The sequence below is a fragment of the Anoxybacteroides voinovskiense genome, assembly GCF_014196205.1.
In the GTDB taxonomy this organism is placed as follows: Bacteria; Bacillota; Bacilli; order Bacillales; family Anoxybacillaceae; genus Anoxybacteroides; species Anoxybacteroides voinovskiense.
The window spans coordinates 16,374-28,616 of record NZ_JACIDE010000009.1 but is presented as its reverse complement, the minus strand read 5'-3'; the positions used below and the strand labels follow the sequence as shown (position 1 = coordinate 28,616).

Below are 12,243 nucleotides of genomic sequence, written 5' to 3'. Positions count from 1 at the left end.
AGGGAGATGGTATGGAACAACTATGGGAAAAATTACGGAATCGAACCCCTTCCCCGATTGGGATGACGACATTTATGAAGTATGCCGTGCTTGTGCCTTTGGTAGAAAAAAACGGGGAAATGCATCTTTTATTTGAGGTTCGTTCCCTACAATTAAGAAGACAGCCGGGAGAAATTTGTTTTCCGGGTGGGAAAATTGATGCAGACGATGCAGACGCGCAAGCAGCGGCGATTCGCGAAACGTGCGAAGAATTAGGCATACAGGAAACGACTATTTTGGACGTCTTCCCGCTTGATTATCTTATTTCCCCGTTTGGCATGATTGTTTATCCGTTTGTGGCGCGTTTATCTCATCCGGAGCAAATTCAGCCAAACGAGGAAGAAGTAGCCGCGACGTTTACCGTCCCGCTTACGTTTTTCCTCGAAACAGAACCGGATGTGTATCGTGTTCATTTTCAAGCGCAGCCGGAACCGGATTTTCCGTTTGCGAAAATTCCTAGTGGAAAAAACTATCGCTGGCGTCCGCGGCAAATCGACGAATATTTTTATGAGTATGAAAACAACGTCATTTGGGGCTTAACCGCAAAAATTGTGCATCATTTTGTGGAGATTGTCCGCTCTGTCGATTGAAATCCCTCTTCTGTCCAAGAGGGAATTTTTTTTCGCGGCATTTCTGCGTATAAAATCCCCGTAAGCACGAGCGCAGCGCCGATATATCCTTTTAACGGCAACACTTCTCCTAAAAACATGTATCCAAATAGCGCCGCGAATACAGGCTCAAGGGAAAAAATAAGGCCGGCGTGGGCAGCGGTCGTATACTTTTGCGCGACGGTTTGCACAACAAACCCGATGGCGCTGCACAAAATCCCTAAAGCGAAAATAGCTACCCACGCGCTTGGTGTCGGAAGTGTTGGTGACTCTAGCCAAAGCGAAATGACCAAGCTAATGATTCCGCAAGCACCGAGCTGTAAAATACCGAGTGCAACGGAATCGGAACGCTGAGTTAATTGACCGGTGACAACAATATGCATTGCATAGCAAACAGCGGCGAGTATGCAGAGTAGATCGCCTTGTCTTATCGTCCCCCCGCCTTTTAACGTTAAAAGGGCAATCCCGACCGTTGTCAAAACCACTCCGATAACGACTTGGCGGGAAAGTTTTTGTTTGAAAAACAACGCAGAAAAGAGCGGGACGAAAATCACGGTTAAACTAACTAAAAAACCGGCGTGGGAAGTTGTCGTCGATTGGACGCCAATCATGACGAACGCAAAAACGAGAAATAAAAGCGTACCTAATAGAAACGCATGTTGAATTGTTCGTCGATCTACGCGCCATAACCGCTGATGAAAAATCGCCCCTGCTAATAAAAACGCAAGCAAAAATCGCAAGGCGATAAAATAAAACGGCGGAAGGGAAGAAAGCCCCATTTTCATAAATAAATACGACGCCCCCCAAAAAACCGTCACGATGGCGAGCATTCCGTTCGCTTTTGTTTGACTCATGGCTCAATCGTCCTTTCATTCGGTTCGTTGTAAAATAGTATACATGGATGATTAAAATAAGAAAAATGAATGTTTATCATCTGTTATATGAAAAAAATTCATATTAAAGGAGAGGGAAAGATGTCGCTAACTAAACTGGAAGTGTTCCAGACGGTAGTCGAAGTAGGGAGTGTATCGAAAGCTGCAGAAGCGCTCGGATTGACACAATCGGCCGTTAGCCATGCGCTAGCGAGTTTAGAAGCAGAATGGGGGTTTGCGTTATTGCAACGAGACCGTTCCGGCGTACGATTAACAAGCAATGGCGAGCATGTGCTAGCGCATGTTCGAGAAGTGTTGCATTCGTACGAACAATTAAAGCAACAAATCGCTGCGATTAACGGATTAGAACTCGGAACGGTTCGCATCGGGACGTTTACGAGCGTATCGTCCCAGTGGCTGCCGCCAATCATTCAAACGTTTCGTGCGGCCCATCCTTCCATCCGTATGAAATGGTTCGAAGGAGACTACGATGAGATTCATCATTGGATTGTAAATGGCATCGTTGATTTCGGTTTTTTATCATTATCCGCTTCGAAAGCGCTTGACACAATTCCGCTCAAAAAAGACCCGTTCGTTTGCGTCGTACCAATGAATCATCCGTTTTCCCATCAGCAAACGGTCACTCTTTCGCAAATTGAACAAGAAGCGTTTATTATGCCGAAATGGGGGAGCGACCACGACGTACGACGCATCTTAAAAGAAAACCGTATCACGCCGAACATTCAATACGAAGTGGTCGAAGAGCAAGCGATTATGGCAATGGTTGAGTGCGGACTTGGCATTAGCATCTTGCCGAAAATGGCGTTGTATCGTCCGCCGGAACAGATTCGCTTGATTGAGGTAGCAGGGGAGCATTACCGAACGATTGGCATTGCGGCAACGTCGTTTTCGCATCTTTCTCCAGCGGCGAAAACGTTTATTCATCGTCTTTTAGAATGGCTGAACGAGCGAGGAATGCTTGATTTTCCAATCGAACGCCGCTTTATGTTGACATGAAACCAAAAGGTTTCGTATAATAAAAAAGGAAACCTTTTGGTTGCGAAAGGAGAGACAGCACATGATGTTACCAAATATTTGCCAAACCGCTCTATTTCAAGCACCGATTCAAAAAGTATGGGAAGCAGTCGCGACGTCCGAAGGGTTAGCTGCATGGTTTATGCCGAACGATTTTCAACCGGTTGTAGGGCATTCATTTCATTTGAACGCTGGTCCATTTGGCATGTCGCCTTGCCAAGTGACGGAAGTCGACCCACCGCACCGGTTGTCGTTTCGGTGGGGAAAAGATTGGACGATTACGTTTGAGCTGAAAGAAAAAGGAGAACAAACCGAATTTACGCTCATTCATTCCGGATGGGATAGCGAACAAGTCACGGAATTTGGCGAAGCCCATACGGTAGTGCGCGACCGGATGGATCAAGGTTGGAAAAAACTTGTCCATTCGTTAGGCGCTTACGTCGAGGGATAAGAGGCTATGCTCGCAAAGCATGACGTATTTCATGCTATCGCTGATCCGACCCGCAGGAAAATGTTGCAGCTGTTAGCGGAGAAAGAATGGTCCGTAACAGCCATCAGCAACCAATTCCCGATTAGCCGGACAGCGGTTTCGAAACATTTGCGCATTTTAGCGGAAGCAGGGCTTGTCCAAGAACAAAAAGTCGGCCGCGAAACGCGGTATCGCCTTGACCCAAATCCACTGCGCGAACTAAAGCAATGGCTCGCCTTTTACGAACGGTTTTGGGAAAATAAGCTCACGATGCTTCAGCATTATGTAGAAGCAGACATAAGCGAAAACAGGCGTGTTGATTAACCATTAAAAACCAGTTGACATCGCTCTATTCCTAGCTTTTCTGCCGTAGTCGGCAAGCGGTTCGCTTGCCGACTGGGCATGCTGTACGCATGCCCTCCTCGAACAACGAACGCTTTGCCGGCAAATGACATTTGCCCGCCGGCGTTCTTGTTCGAGGGAAGAGGCAGAAAAGCTTGTGTTCAGTCATATGATTCTGTGTTTTTTAGTAAAATAATGGATAATCAACACTCGTGAAGCGAAAAAAATAAAGGAGAATTATAATGATTATTACAAACGAAGCGAAAGAGGCACTAGAGGAAATATTAAAGGAATATGGGAAAGCAGGGATTCGGTTTTCGGCAGCGGACGACACTCCGGTTGCGCTGTCGCTTGACGCACCAGAAGCAACGGATCGAGTAGAAATCATTAATGGCATTCAAGTCGCGATGGATGAACAGGCGCTTGCTTTGTTAGAACAGGTGACGCTTGATGTCGAAGAAACAGAAGAAGGCTTGCAGCTTGTTTTAGTTGGGCTATAATCCACTACTTTTAGCAGGAAGGTGTTGTGATGGCGATTCCTAATCAACGTGTAATGTCATTGGAAGAATTTTATCAGCTACGCGAATCGACTGAACAACGGCTAGAATATATGAACGGGGTTGTCTTGATGTCTCCTTCCCCTTCGACGAAGCATCAACGAATATCCGGACGAATGTATGTGTCGCTTTTTCATTTTTTTGAAAAAACAAATTGTGAAGTATTCCATGCACCGTTTGATATCGAATTGAAAAAAGAAGGGATCGAGGAAACAAACATTGTCATTCCTGATTTATCGGTCATTTGCGACAAAAGCGGACTAACAGAACAAAAATATATTGGAGTCCCGCCATTGATTGTGGAGATTTTAAGTCCTTCTAACCAAGCGCACGATTTAGTGGTTAAACTGAATTTGTATATGCGCTATGGCGTACAAGAATACTGGATTGTCAATCCAATGTTAGACAGTGTACAAGTATATGCATTAAACGGACAAGGGCAATATGAACAAATAGCGATTGCGAAAGAAAAAGGAACGATCGACTCGGCGGTTTTTCCGTCGTTTTCTGTCGACATCGAAACACTTTTTTTGTGAGTAGAAAGGAAGAAACCGTTGGATTTTGTAAAAGGAATACTTATTGGGTTATCCGTTGCCGCGCCGGTCGGACCGATTGGGCTATTGTGTATCCAGCGGACGATGACGCACGGAAGGGTTATCGGGTTTATCTCCGGGCTAGGAGCGGCGACAGCGGATGCGCTTTACGGCTTAATTGCAGGGCTTGGCTTTACTGCCGTTACGCACGTTCTTCTGGAGCAACAAACATGGATTCGCTTTATCGGAGGGCTGTTTCTCGCGTATTTAGGAATCCAAACGTTTCGCTTGAAAGCTGCTCGAACACCGGCGCAGGCGCGCGGAGGAAATGCATTTACCGCCTATCTATCAGTGCTTTTTTTAACCCTTTCTAACCCGATGACAATTTTATCGTTTCTTGCCGTTTTTTCTAGTCTTGGAATCTCGCCATCTTCCGTTTTTCTTTTTCTTTGTGGCGTCTTTTTCGGCTCGGCGTTATGGTGGCTTTTTTTGAGCGGAATGGTCGGATTGTTTAGGCAACGACTCGAAGAACGGTATTTAACGATGATTAATCGGTTATCCGGACTGCTTCTTTTAGGATTTGCGGTATCGGCGATATACGGCATATTTTAGCCAACAGCGATTTTTGTCCGACACGCGCTGTCGAACGGAAATCGCTGTTTTCATAAGAAAAAACTCTTGTTTTTTCTGAAAGTTCTAAATTATAATACAAGTAACATACTAACCGGTTAGTATAAAATGTGTACATCATTTTTTGAATGGGAGAGGGGATTATGTTTTTACGTCTGACCGACGAACAGAAAATGGTGCAAAAAGCGATTCGCAAATTTGTCGAAAAAGAGTTAATGCCGCTTGAAAACGACGTGTTGCGCAACGAACGAGAAGGACGACCAAGCCTTCCGAAAGAAACGTTGAAACAATTACAGTTGAAAGCAAAAGAAGCGGGATTTTGGGGCATTAACACACCAGAAGAGTACGGCGGGGCAAATTTAGGACACGTGATGATGGCAATCGTCATTATGGAAGTATCGAAAACGTTCGTTCCGTTTCAGTTTGGTGGTTCGGCGGATAATATTCTTTATTATGCGAACGAAGAACAGAAGAAAAAATATTTACTTCCAACAATTAACGGCGAGAAAAAATCGTGTTTTGCGATGACGGAACCAAGCGCAGGTTCCGATACGCGCAACATTAAAATGACAGCGGTGAAAGATGGGAATGAGTGGGTATTGAACGGCGAAAAAACGTTCATTACCGGTGGAAACGACGCTGATTTTGTGATGGTCATTGCGATTACGGATAAAGAACGCCATCAAGCAACGCGAGGGCGGGAAGGGGTGACGTGCTTTATCGTCGATCGTGACATGGGATGGCGCTCTGAACCGATTTACACGATGGGATCCGCGACACCAGCAAGCCTTATTTTCGAAAACGTCCGCGTGCCGGAAGAAAATATTTTAGGAGAATTGCACGGAGGCTATAAACTAGGGCTCGAATGGATTGGCTATGCGCGTTGGGTAGTCGGCGCAAGAGCGATAGGAGCAGCTGAACGATTGTTGCAAATGGCCATTGATTATGCGAAAGAACGTGTCACGTTCGGCAAACCGATTGCAGAAAGACAAGCGATTCAATGGATGATTGCCGATTCCGCTACCGAAATTGAAGCAGCAAAATGGCTCGTGTTGAATGCGGCATTTACGCTTGATCAAGGAGAAGACAATCGCCATTTGGCGTCGATGGCGAAACTGTTCGGAGCAAACATGGGCAACCGTGTCATCGATCGCGTCTTGCAAATTCATGGGGGAATGGGCTATACGAAAGAAATGCCGATTGAACGTTGGTACCGCGATGCAAGGCTTTGGCGCATTTACGACGGGACGGACGAAATTCAGCGGATGGTAATTGCACGAAATCTATTAAAAGGGCATGTAAAACTCGGACAATTTCTATAAAGGGGGAAAACCGATGGGAAGATTCACAGGTAGAGTGGCATTTGTCACAGGCGGAAGCAGAGGGATTGGCAAAGCGATTGTCGAACGTTTTGCACAAGAAGGAGCGAGCGTTGCATTCGTTGATTTAAACGAAGAAGCGTTGCATAAAACTGCTACGGAGCTAAAAGAAAAAGGCTATGCCGTATATGCAAAAATCGCAGACGTTACGGATGCCTCTCAAGTCGAAACCGTAGTACAAGAAATTGTCGATGCGTTCGGAGCGGTAGACATTCTCGTGAACAACGCTGGCGTCATCCGCGATAACTTATTGTTTAAAATGACAGATTCCGATTGGGAGACGGTCATGAACGTTCATTTGAAGGGGGCTTTTTATTGCGCGCGTGCCGTGCAAAAATATATGGTCGAGCGCAAATACGGACGCATCATTAACATTTCGTCTACTTCCGCACTCGGCAACCGCGGACAAGCAAACTATGCGACCGCAAAGGCGGGGCTGCAAGGGTTTACGAAAACGTTGGCGATTGAGCTAGGCAAATACGGCATTACGACGAACGCCGTCGCTCCAGGCTTTATCGAAACGGATATGACGAAAGCAACCGCAGAGCGCATCGGCATTTCCTTCGAGGAACTCGTGCAAGCAAGCATCGCACACATTCCGGTTGGAAGAAGCGGAAAACCAGCTGATGTCGCCCATGCCGTCGCGTTTTTTGCTGACGAAAACTCATCGTTCATTAACGGTCAAGTGCTTTACGTTGCCGGTGGGCCAAAAAATTAAACACATCACCCTAAAGGAGAGATGGCGGTGCTTGCTTCATATGTTGGTAAATGCTCGAAGAAAGTGAAAAATGTTGTGGAAAGAGGCGCGGTGAAAAAATTTGCCGAGGCAATTGGTGATTTGCATCCGATTTATTGGGAGGAAGAAGCGGGCAAAAATTCGCGCTATCAAACGAACATCGCACCACCAACGTTTCCGCGCGTGTTTGATTATGGCGTCATTGAAGGGCTGAATCTTCCGGCGAAAGGGCTTATTCACGGCGAACAGTCCTTTCATTACGACCGACCTCTTTTGGTTGGGGAAGAGCTGTTTTGTTATGCGAAAGTGGAAAGCTATGACGAAAAGCAAAGCAGCATGGGGAACATCGGACGGCTAGTCATTACAAGCTATGGGGAAGATGTATTAGGAAATATCATTTTCACTTCTACAGCGACGATTATTCTTACAGAAGCGGTCAGAAAGGCGATGATGGTATGACCAAGCTAGTTGCATTACAAGTCGGTGACTCTTTAGAAGAAATTCGGTTACGCCCTGTATCAAGACTCGATTTAATTAAATATGCCGGAGCATCGGGAGATTACAACCCGATCCATACGATTGATGAAGAAGCGAAAAAAGCAGGGCTGCCAGGAATTATTGCCCACGGCATGTGGACGATGGGCAACCTCGCCAAACTATTCACCCCATATGTCGAACAAGGTTTTATTCAAGACTATTCCGTTCGATTTCAAGGGATGGTCTTTCTTGGCGACGTTATTACGCTTCATGCGACGCTAACTGAAAAAAAAGATAACCAACTTCGTTTTCGCGTATCCGCCACCAACCAAAACGGCAACGAAGTCATTCAAGGGGAAGTGGTGTTTTCCTTATATGAAAAAATCTCGATTCCTTAGATGGGATCGAGATTTTTTTTGGGACACTATATGTGACGAGGCGCACTACAGCAGCGACTATTTTATGATTTACTACCAGTGGAGGGAAAAACATGGTATATTACGTTTGGCTTGTCGTCAACAGCTTACTTCTTATTAGTTCGCTTCTTGTTATTTGGGTGTCTCACCCGTATGACTCCGCGACTGTACTAGCAGGAAAATGGTTCGCACAATTAGCCATTCTTTTGTTTTTTATTAACGTCAATATGTACTTTATTTTTCTTGTCATCCGCAAGTCTAAAGCCCGACATGTGAAAGTAACATTAAGCAAACGGGCACGAAGCATGATGAAAGCGCACATTCCATTCGCGCTAGTCGGTACGAGCATGATTTTATTTCACGGAGCCATTATGGCATGGAAGGTAGGGGCGACGATCGGGTTTATCCATCCGAAAATGGTCACTGGTTACGGGAGTGTCGGCTTACTAACCATCACGCTGCTTGCTGGATTTCTTCGCCATCGAAAAGCGTCTGGGTTTAGAAGAAAATTTCATCTTATCGCTGCCATGCTGTTTGCTTGCTTGTTTCTTATCCATTTATTTTGGCCGATATAGGAGGGAAAAAACGTGGATGTATTGCCTCTTTTAACGACATACACGAACCGACAAGTGATCGTGAACACGTATGAAGATGACGAACTCGTGGCACGCGACGGTTTTTTCTTTGACACGATTGAACGGTCAGCGGTCGCCTTAACCTTTTTAAAAGATGGCAAGCCTTGCTTTATTGTTTCTCTGCAACAATACCCGCATAGCCGCATCTTATCCGATTTTTCTGGGTATTTTCAGCTATATAGCACTGAGCAAAACCAAAAAATAGAGCTTTATTTTCCCGCCACCTAACATGAAAAGCTGGCCTACCACAGACCAGCTTTAGCTTGTTTTGATATAAAGCCATGTGTCAAAGAGAAGGGCAACTAGAAGTGTCGCCACCGCCAAATGGAGTACTGCCCATGGAATTGTGATGCTCGTCACAATCGTCCATACGCCAATGGCGAGTTGAGTAGCAACGACTACCCCTGCGAAAAATAGCCGCATTTTTATAGGTGTTTCCCATTTTCTAGACAAAAAAACAAGCACGATCACGTATCCGCCAACCACTGTGGCTATTAGCCGATGAAGCGTTTGCCAAAGCTGTGCGCGGTTGGTCGGAAACAACGTATCGCGGCAATCAAGCCAGCTACACGCCAAGCCGTAATGCTCGTGTTTCACATAAGCGCCGAGTGCAAACGTCAACGCAAGCAAAAAAAGAAGAAACGTTAAGTGGAACATAGCGGGATGTTTTGTTCTATTGTTGATTGACGTCCATCGCCACGAAAAAAAACGCCAAATCCAAAGAATACAACAAAAAAAAGCAATCGCAATCACTAAATGGATCGACACAACAACCGCTGGAAGATCAAAAATAACGACTACTGCCCCTAGCAGCACTTGTACAATCATGAGCCCCATCATCCAGAAAGCAACCGCGCGAATCGTGCGGTCAGGTTGTTTGTACACGTAAATAGACAAAATGACTGTCATTCCTGCTAACACCGCACCAATAACACGATGCGCATACTCCACTAACGTCGCTCCTTGCAACACCGGAACGATTACTCCGTTACATAACGGCCAGTCCGGCCCACAGCCCATGCCAGACTCGGAAGAAGCGACATACCCTCCAAATACAATTAACAAATAAGCGATAACTAACGTAAGAAACGCGAAAACTTTTCTTCCCACAACATCTCCCCCTTGTCCATCCGTCACCCATATAATAACAGACAACGAAAGAAAGGGGCTGTGGGCTATATCACATTTTTCTCATTATTTAGAAAATAATGCATAATTACCAAAAAGTTATCGAGAAGGAAGGGCGCGATAAATTCGCTTAATCGTTTCGATATGCATCGCTTCGTGGTAGAAGCTAAACAATAGCGTTTCTCCGACCGTATAAAACGTAATTCCTGCTCGATTGGTAAACGGCGTCGGGAGTTTGTCATGCCAACGTCCAGGGATAAACTGCGCAATTCTTCTCTTTTGCTCTTTTAACACTTCCGCTATTTCCGCTAAAGTCGGCGGTGTTTCTTTCCATTCTTCCGGTTTTGTGCTAGGCGCAAAAAACGTTCCGTATGCTTCTGGAAGCCCCATTTCTTCCGAAAGAACGCCAAGCACGAGCTTTTCTTGCACAACCGCAATATGCCCGAAGTTCCAACGAATATTGTTGGCAAAACCCGGTGGAACGATATCCGCGATCGCTTCTGGTATTTTTTCAATCGTTTTTTCCGTAATCCCACGCACCGTTTCCATATGGCGCAAAATCGTTTGCTCCATGACATATCCCTCCATTTTCCTGTGATACCCATCATTTCGCGACAGTGTAGCCGTTTTCCTTGTGAGAAAAAAATTTTTCTTTTTAGTTGCAAGATGCAAATAATAAGCTATAATAAAAGCAAGAGGTGAGAAAATGGAAAATGTTCGCGAGCTATTCCACACGATGACAAAACGGCTTGGGCTGTTAGACCGAAATTGCTGCACCGTTGGCGGGATGGAACTATCGCTTGTGCAAAGCCATATTTTATACGAAATCGACCGCATGAACGAGCCGTCAATGCAACAAGTCGCCGACGCAATAGCGATGGATATTACAACATTTAGCCGACAAATTCAAACGCTAATGAAAATGAATTTAGTGAAAAAAACACCGTACCCGCAAGACCGCCGTGTCTATATTTTATCGTTAACGCCGGAAGGAAAATACGTCACCGCGAAAATTGACGCAGAAGTGAACGAATATTTAGCCGAAGTATTTTCGCATATGAGCGAGTTTGAGCGCGAAACCGTCCTTCGCTCCATTCGCTTACTCAATGAATGTATGGCAAAATCAACCGTCTGTTGCAAACCATTGTTTTAAGGCAAGAGAAATCTTGCCTATTGCTTGAATAAATATTTGCATATTGCAAATAAAGGAGGAATTCGTTTGGAAACGATTCAATCGTTCGCATTTTTAGCATTAGAACTAACGGTGCTTTTTCTTACCATTTCGTTTTTCATTAACATCATCGAAGGATACATTCCGTACGAGCGCATGCAACAGCTATTGGCAGAGCGCCATCCGCTCATTGGGGCATGTATCGCGGTATTATTTGCGTTTGTGACCCCATTTTGTTCGTGCTCGACCATCCCAGTTGTCGTTTCGCTCTTAAACAAAAACGTTCGTTTCGGGCTTGTCATGATTTTTTTATTCGCTTCTCCTGTACTTGACCCGACGATTTTAACGTTAATGACCGCTTTACTTGGTGTCAAGGTAGCAGTCGTATATACGCTATTGACGGCGATACTTTCGATTCTCATCGGTTTTATGCTGGAAATGTTCGGATTTGAACACGCAGTCAAACGCGTGATTGTTAAAGGAAACGTCGCCATTGGGAAAAAGCGGACATTCAAAGAAGCGTGGCACGAGACGCTTCATCTCATGAAAACCGTGTATCCGTATTTGTTGTTAGGAGCTGGCATCGGTGCATTCATTCACGGCGTTGTGCCAACAGAATGGATTTCAACCTATATGGGAGGTGATACGTGGTGGCTTGTTCCGCTTGCGGCGATTTTAGGCATTCCGCTATACATTCGACTATCGACTATGATTCCGATTTCGCAAATGCTGATCGCAAAAGGAATGGCGCTAGGTCCAGTGATGGCGCTTATGATTAGCTCCGCGGGCGCAAGCTTACCAGAACTTACGCTACTGCATAGCATTTTTCAAAAGAAACTCGTCTGGACGTTTATCGCTTCAGTCATCTCAATGGCCACGTTATCGGGATTTTTGTTTTACATTATCTAAATGGAGGAGATTTCTATGTTCAAAAAATTATTTACACAAAAAGAAAAAGGTTGTTGCGATGTGCAAATTATGGAGGTCAAAGACGACGAGAGAAAAGAGGATTGCTGCGAAGAGGAAGAAGCGTGTTGTGAAGAGAAAGACCACAAACAAACATGTTGCTAGCAACGGAGCACCAGGGAAGCCTGGTGCTTTTTGCATGGGATAGGAGAGGCTATAGGTGTTGATGTATGATTTGACCGAATAACAATGTAAGAATAAAATATATAATAAGAAAAATGAAAAAATAAGTACGCTTGGAATTGCAAAA

General features: G+C 45.1%; 20 protein-coding genes. 16 read left to right on the top strand and 4 right to left on the bottom strand.

What is annotated here, in order from left to right:
* The first annotated feature begins 11 nt into the window (after positions 1–11).
* Positions 12–629, top strand: coding sequence for an NUDIX hydrolase (locus tag GGR02_RS07890; RefSeq protein WP_183184193.1), 618 nt, complete (start codon positions 12–14; stop codon positions 627–629).
* Here the strand turns inward: GGR02_RS07890 and GGR02_RS07885 are convergent.
* Positions 596–1,501, bottom strand: coding sequence for a DMT family transporter (locus GGR02_RS07885; protein WP_183184192.1), 906 nt, complete (start codon positions 1,499–1,501; stop codon positions 596–598). The two genes, GGR02_RS07890 and GGR02_RS07885, sit on opposite strands and share 34 nt — an antisense overlap.
* A gap of 120 nt (positions 1,502–1,621) precedes the next feature.
* On the opposite strand from GGR02_RS07885, the gene GGR02_RS07880 reads away from it, so the two are divergent.
* From GGR02_RS07880 to GGR02_RS07870, 3 genes are all read left to right on the top strand, one after another.
* Positions 1,622–2,536 (top strand): LysR family transcriptional regulator, encoded by a 915-nt coding sequence (locus GGR02_RS07880; RefSeq protein ID WP_183184191.1) that lies wholly within the window; start codon positions 1,622–1,624, stop codon positions 2,534–2,536.
* Positions 2,537–2,597: 61 nt separating this feature from the next.
* The gene (locus tag GGR02_RS07875) at positions 2,598–3,005 is read left to right on the top strand and encodes an SRPBCC family protein (protein WP_183184190.1); all 408 of its coding nucleotides are present in this window, start codon (positions 2,598–2,600) and stop codon (positions 3,003–3,005) included.
* 6 nt (positions 3,006–3,011) lie between these two features.
* Positions 3,012–3,347, top strand: coding sequence for an ArsR/SmtB family transcription factor (locus GGR02_RS07870; RefSeq protein WP_183184189.1), 336 nt, complete (start codon positions 3,012–3,014; stop codon positions 3,345–3,347).
* Here the strand turns inward: GGR02_RS07870 and GGR02_RS17485 are convergent.
* Entirely contained in the window at positions 3,344–3,478 is a 135-nt protein-coding gene (locus GGR02_RS17485; protein ID WP_260175013.1) for a hypothetical protein, read from the bottom strand. The genes GGR02_RS07870 and GGR02_RS17485 overlap by 4 nt on opposite strands.
* 129 nt (positions 3,479–3,607) lie before the next feature.
* Here GGR02_RS17485 and GGR02_RS07865 point away from each other — a divergent pair, with 129 nt between their 5' ends.
* The 9 genes from GGR02_RS07865 to GGR02_RS07825 all read left to right on the top strand — a co-directional run bounded on the left by GGR02_RS07865 (position 3,608) and on the right by GGR02_RS07825 (position 8,956).
* Entirely contained in the window at positions 3,608–3,865 is a 258-nt protein-coding gene (locus GGR02_RS07865) for an adhesin (protein ID WP_183184188.1), read from the top strand.
* Positions 3,866–3,894: 29 nt separating this feature from the next.
* Complete coding sequence (locus GGR02_RS07860; protein WP_183184187.1) at positions 3,895–4,458, top strand: Uma2 family endonuclease; 564 nt, start codon at positions 3,895–3,897, stop codon at positions 4,456–4,458.
* An 18-nt stretch (positions 4,459–4,476) separates the two neighbouring features.
* Positions 4,477–5,067: a LysE family translocator gene (locus GGR02_RS07855; protein WP_183184186.1), complete on the top strand. Its 591-nt coding sequence runs from the start codon at positions 4,477–4,479 to the stop codon at positions 5,065–5,067.
* A 161-nt stretch (positions 5,068–5,228) separates the two neighbouring features.
* Positions 5,229–6,407 carry an acyl-CoA dehydrogenase family protein gene (locus tag GGR02_RS07850; protein WP_183184185.1) on the top strand — a complete coding sequence of 393 codons (1,179 nt, stop codon included), beginning with the start codon at positions 5,229–5,231 and terminating at the stop codon, positions 6,405–6,407.
* 13 nt (positions 6,408–6,420) lie between these two features.
* Positions 6,421–7,182, top strand: coding sequence for a beta-ketoacyl-ACP reductase (locus tag GGR02_RS07845; RefSeq protein ID WP_183184184.1), 762 nt, complete (start codon positions 6,421–6,423; stop codon positions 7,180–7,182).
* A gap of 27 nt (positions 7,183–7,209) precedes the next feature.
* Positions 7,210–7,659: a MaoC family dehydratase N-terminal domain-containing protein gene (locus tag GGR02_RS07840; protein WP_290912237.1), complete on the top strand. Its 450-nt coding sequence runs from the start codon at positions 7,210–7,212 to the stop codon at positions 7,657–7,659.
* Complete coding sequence (locus GGR02_RS07835) at positions 7,656–8,075, top strand: MaoC family dehydratase (protein WP_183184182.1); 420 nt, start codon at positions 7,656–7,658, stop codon at positions 8,073–8,075. Before GGR02_RS07840 ends, GGR02_RS07835 begins: the two co-directional genes overlap by 4 nt.
* A 92-nt stretch (positions 8,076–8,167) precedes the next feature.
* Entirely contained in the window at positions 8,168–8,668 is a 501-nt protein-coding gene (locus tag GGR02_RS07830; RefSeq protein WP_183184181.1) for a hypothetical protein, read from the top strand.
* Between the two features lie 12 nt (positions 8,669–8,680).
* The gene (locus GGR02_RS07825) at positions 8,681–8,956 is read left to right on the top strand and encodes a hypothetical protein (protein WP_183184180.1); all 276 of its coding nucleotides are present in this window, start codon (positions 8,681–8,683) and stop codon (positions 8,954–8,956) included.
* Between the two features lie 30 nt (positions 8,957–8,986).
* Here GGR02_RS07825 and GGR02_RS07820 read toward each other — a convergent pair whose 3' ends face one another.
* Positions 8,987–9,838, bottom strand: a complete 852-nt coding sequence (locus GGR02_RS07820; protein WP_183184179.1) for a COX15/CtaA family protein — start codon at positions 9,836–9,838, stop codon at positions 8,987–8,989.
* Between the two features lie 117 nt (positions 9,839–9,955).
* Positions 9,956–10,429 (bottom strand): DinB family protein, encoded by a 474-nt coding sequence (locus tag GGR02_RS07815; RefSeq protein ID WP_183184178.1) that lies wholly within the window; start codon positions 10,427–10,429, stop codon positions 9,956–9,958.
* Positions 10,430–10,562: 133 nt separating this feature from the next.
* Between GGR02_RS07815 and GGR02_RS07810 the strand changes: the two genes are divergently transcribed.
* The 3 genes from GGR02_RS07810 (at position 10,563) to GGR02_RS07800 (ending at position 12,098) form a co-directional block, all read left to right on the top strand.
* Positions 10,563–11,009, top strand: coding sequence for a MarR family winged helix-turn-helix transcriptional regulator (locus GGR02_RS07810; RefSeq protein WP_183184177.1), 447 nt, complete (start codon positions 10,563–10,565; stop codon positions 11,007–11,009).
* Positions 11,010–11,075: 66 nt separating this feature from the next.
* Positions 11,076–11,936, top strand: a complete 861-nt coding sequence (locus tag GGR02_RS07805) for a permease (RefSeq protein ID WP_221210763.1) — start codon at positions 11,076–11,078, stop codon at positions 11,934–11,936.
* A gap of 15 nt (positions 11,937–11,951) precedes the next feature.
* Positions 11,952–12,098 (top strand): hypothetical protein, encoded by a 147-nt coding sequence (locus tag GGR02_RS07800; protein WP_183184176.1) that lies wholly within the window; start codon positions 11,952–11,954, stop codon positions 12,096–12,098.
* The last annotated feature ends 145 nt before the right edge of the window (positions 12,099–12,243 follow it).

What these genes read in the sequence shown, in the direction of transcription:
- GGR02_RS07890 (WP_183184193.1), top strand. Translation starts at nt 12, where the DNA reads ATGGAACAACTATGGGAAAAATTACGGAATCGAACCCCTTCCCCGATT.
- GGR02_RS07885 (WP_183184192.1), bottom strand. Translation starts at nt 1,501, where the DNA reads ATGAGTCAAACAAAAGCGAACGGAATGCTCGCCATCGTGACGGTTTTT.
- GGR02_RS07880 (WP_183184191.1), top strand. Translation starts at nt 1,622, where the DNA reads ATGTCGCTAACTAAACTGGAAGTGTTCCAGACGGTAGTCGAAGTAGGG.
- GGR02_RS07875 (WP_183184190.1), top strand. Translation starts at nt 2,598, where the DNA reads ATGATGTTACCAAATATTTGCCAAACCGCTCTATTTCAAGCACCGATT.
- GGR02_RS07870 (WP_183184189.1), top strand. Translation starts at nt 3,012, where the DNA reads ATGCTCGCAAAGCATGACGTATTTCATGCTATCGCTGATCCGACCCGC.
- GGR02_RS17485 (WP_260175013.1), bottom strand. Translation starts at nt 3,478, where the DNA reads ATGTCATTTGCCGGCAAAGCGTTCGTTGTTCGAGGAGGGCATGCGTAC.
- GGR02_RS07865 (WP_183184188.1), top strand. Translation starts at nt 3,608, where the DNA reads ATGATTATTACAAACGAAGCGAAAGAGGCACTAGAGGAAATATTAAAG.
- GGR02_RS07860 (WP_183184187.1), top strand. Translation starts at nt 3,895, where the DNA reads ATGGCGATTCCTAATCAACGTGTAATGTCATTGGAAGAATTTTATCAG.
- GGR02_RS07850 (WP_183184185.1), top strand. Translation starts at nt 5,229, where the DNA reads ATGTTTTTACGTCTGACCGACGAACAGAAAATGGTGCAAAAAGCGATT.
- GGR02_RS07845 (WP_183184184.1), top strand. Translation starts at nt 6,421, where the DNA reads ATGGGAAGATTCACAGGTAGAGTGGCATTTGTCACAGGCGGAAGCAGA.
- GGR02_RS07835 (WP_183184182.1), top strand. Translation starts at nt 7,656, where the DNA reads ATGACCAAGCTAGTTGCATTACAAGTCGGTGACTCTTTAGAAGAAATT.
- GGR02_RS07830 (WP_183184181.1), top strand. Translation starts at nt 8,168, where the DNA reads ATGGTATATTACGTTTGGCTTGTCGTCAACAGCTTACTTCTTATTAGT.
- GGR02_RS07815 (WP_183184178.1), bottom strand. Translation starts at nt 10,429, where the DNA reads ATGGAGCAAACGATTTTGCGCCATATGGAAACGGTGCGTGGGATTACG.
- GGR02_RS07810 (WP_183184177.1), top strand. Translation starts at nt 10,563, where the DNA reads ATGGAAAATGTTCGCGAGCTATTCCACACGATGACAAAACGGCTTGGG.
- GGR02_RS07800 (WP_183184176.1), top strand. Translation starts at nt 11,952, where the DNA reads ATGTTCAAAAAATTATTTACACAAAAAGAAAAAGGTTGTTGCGATGTG.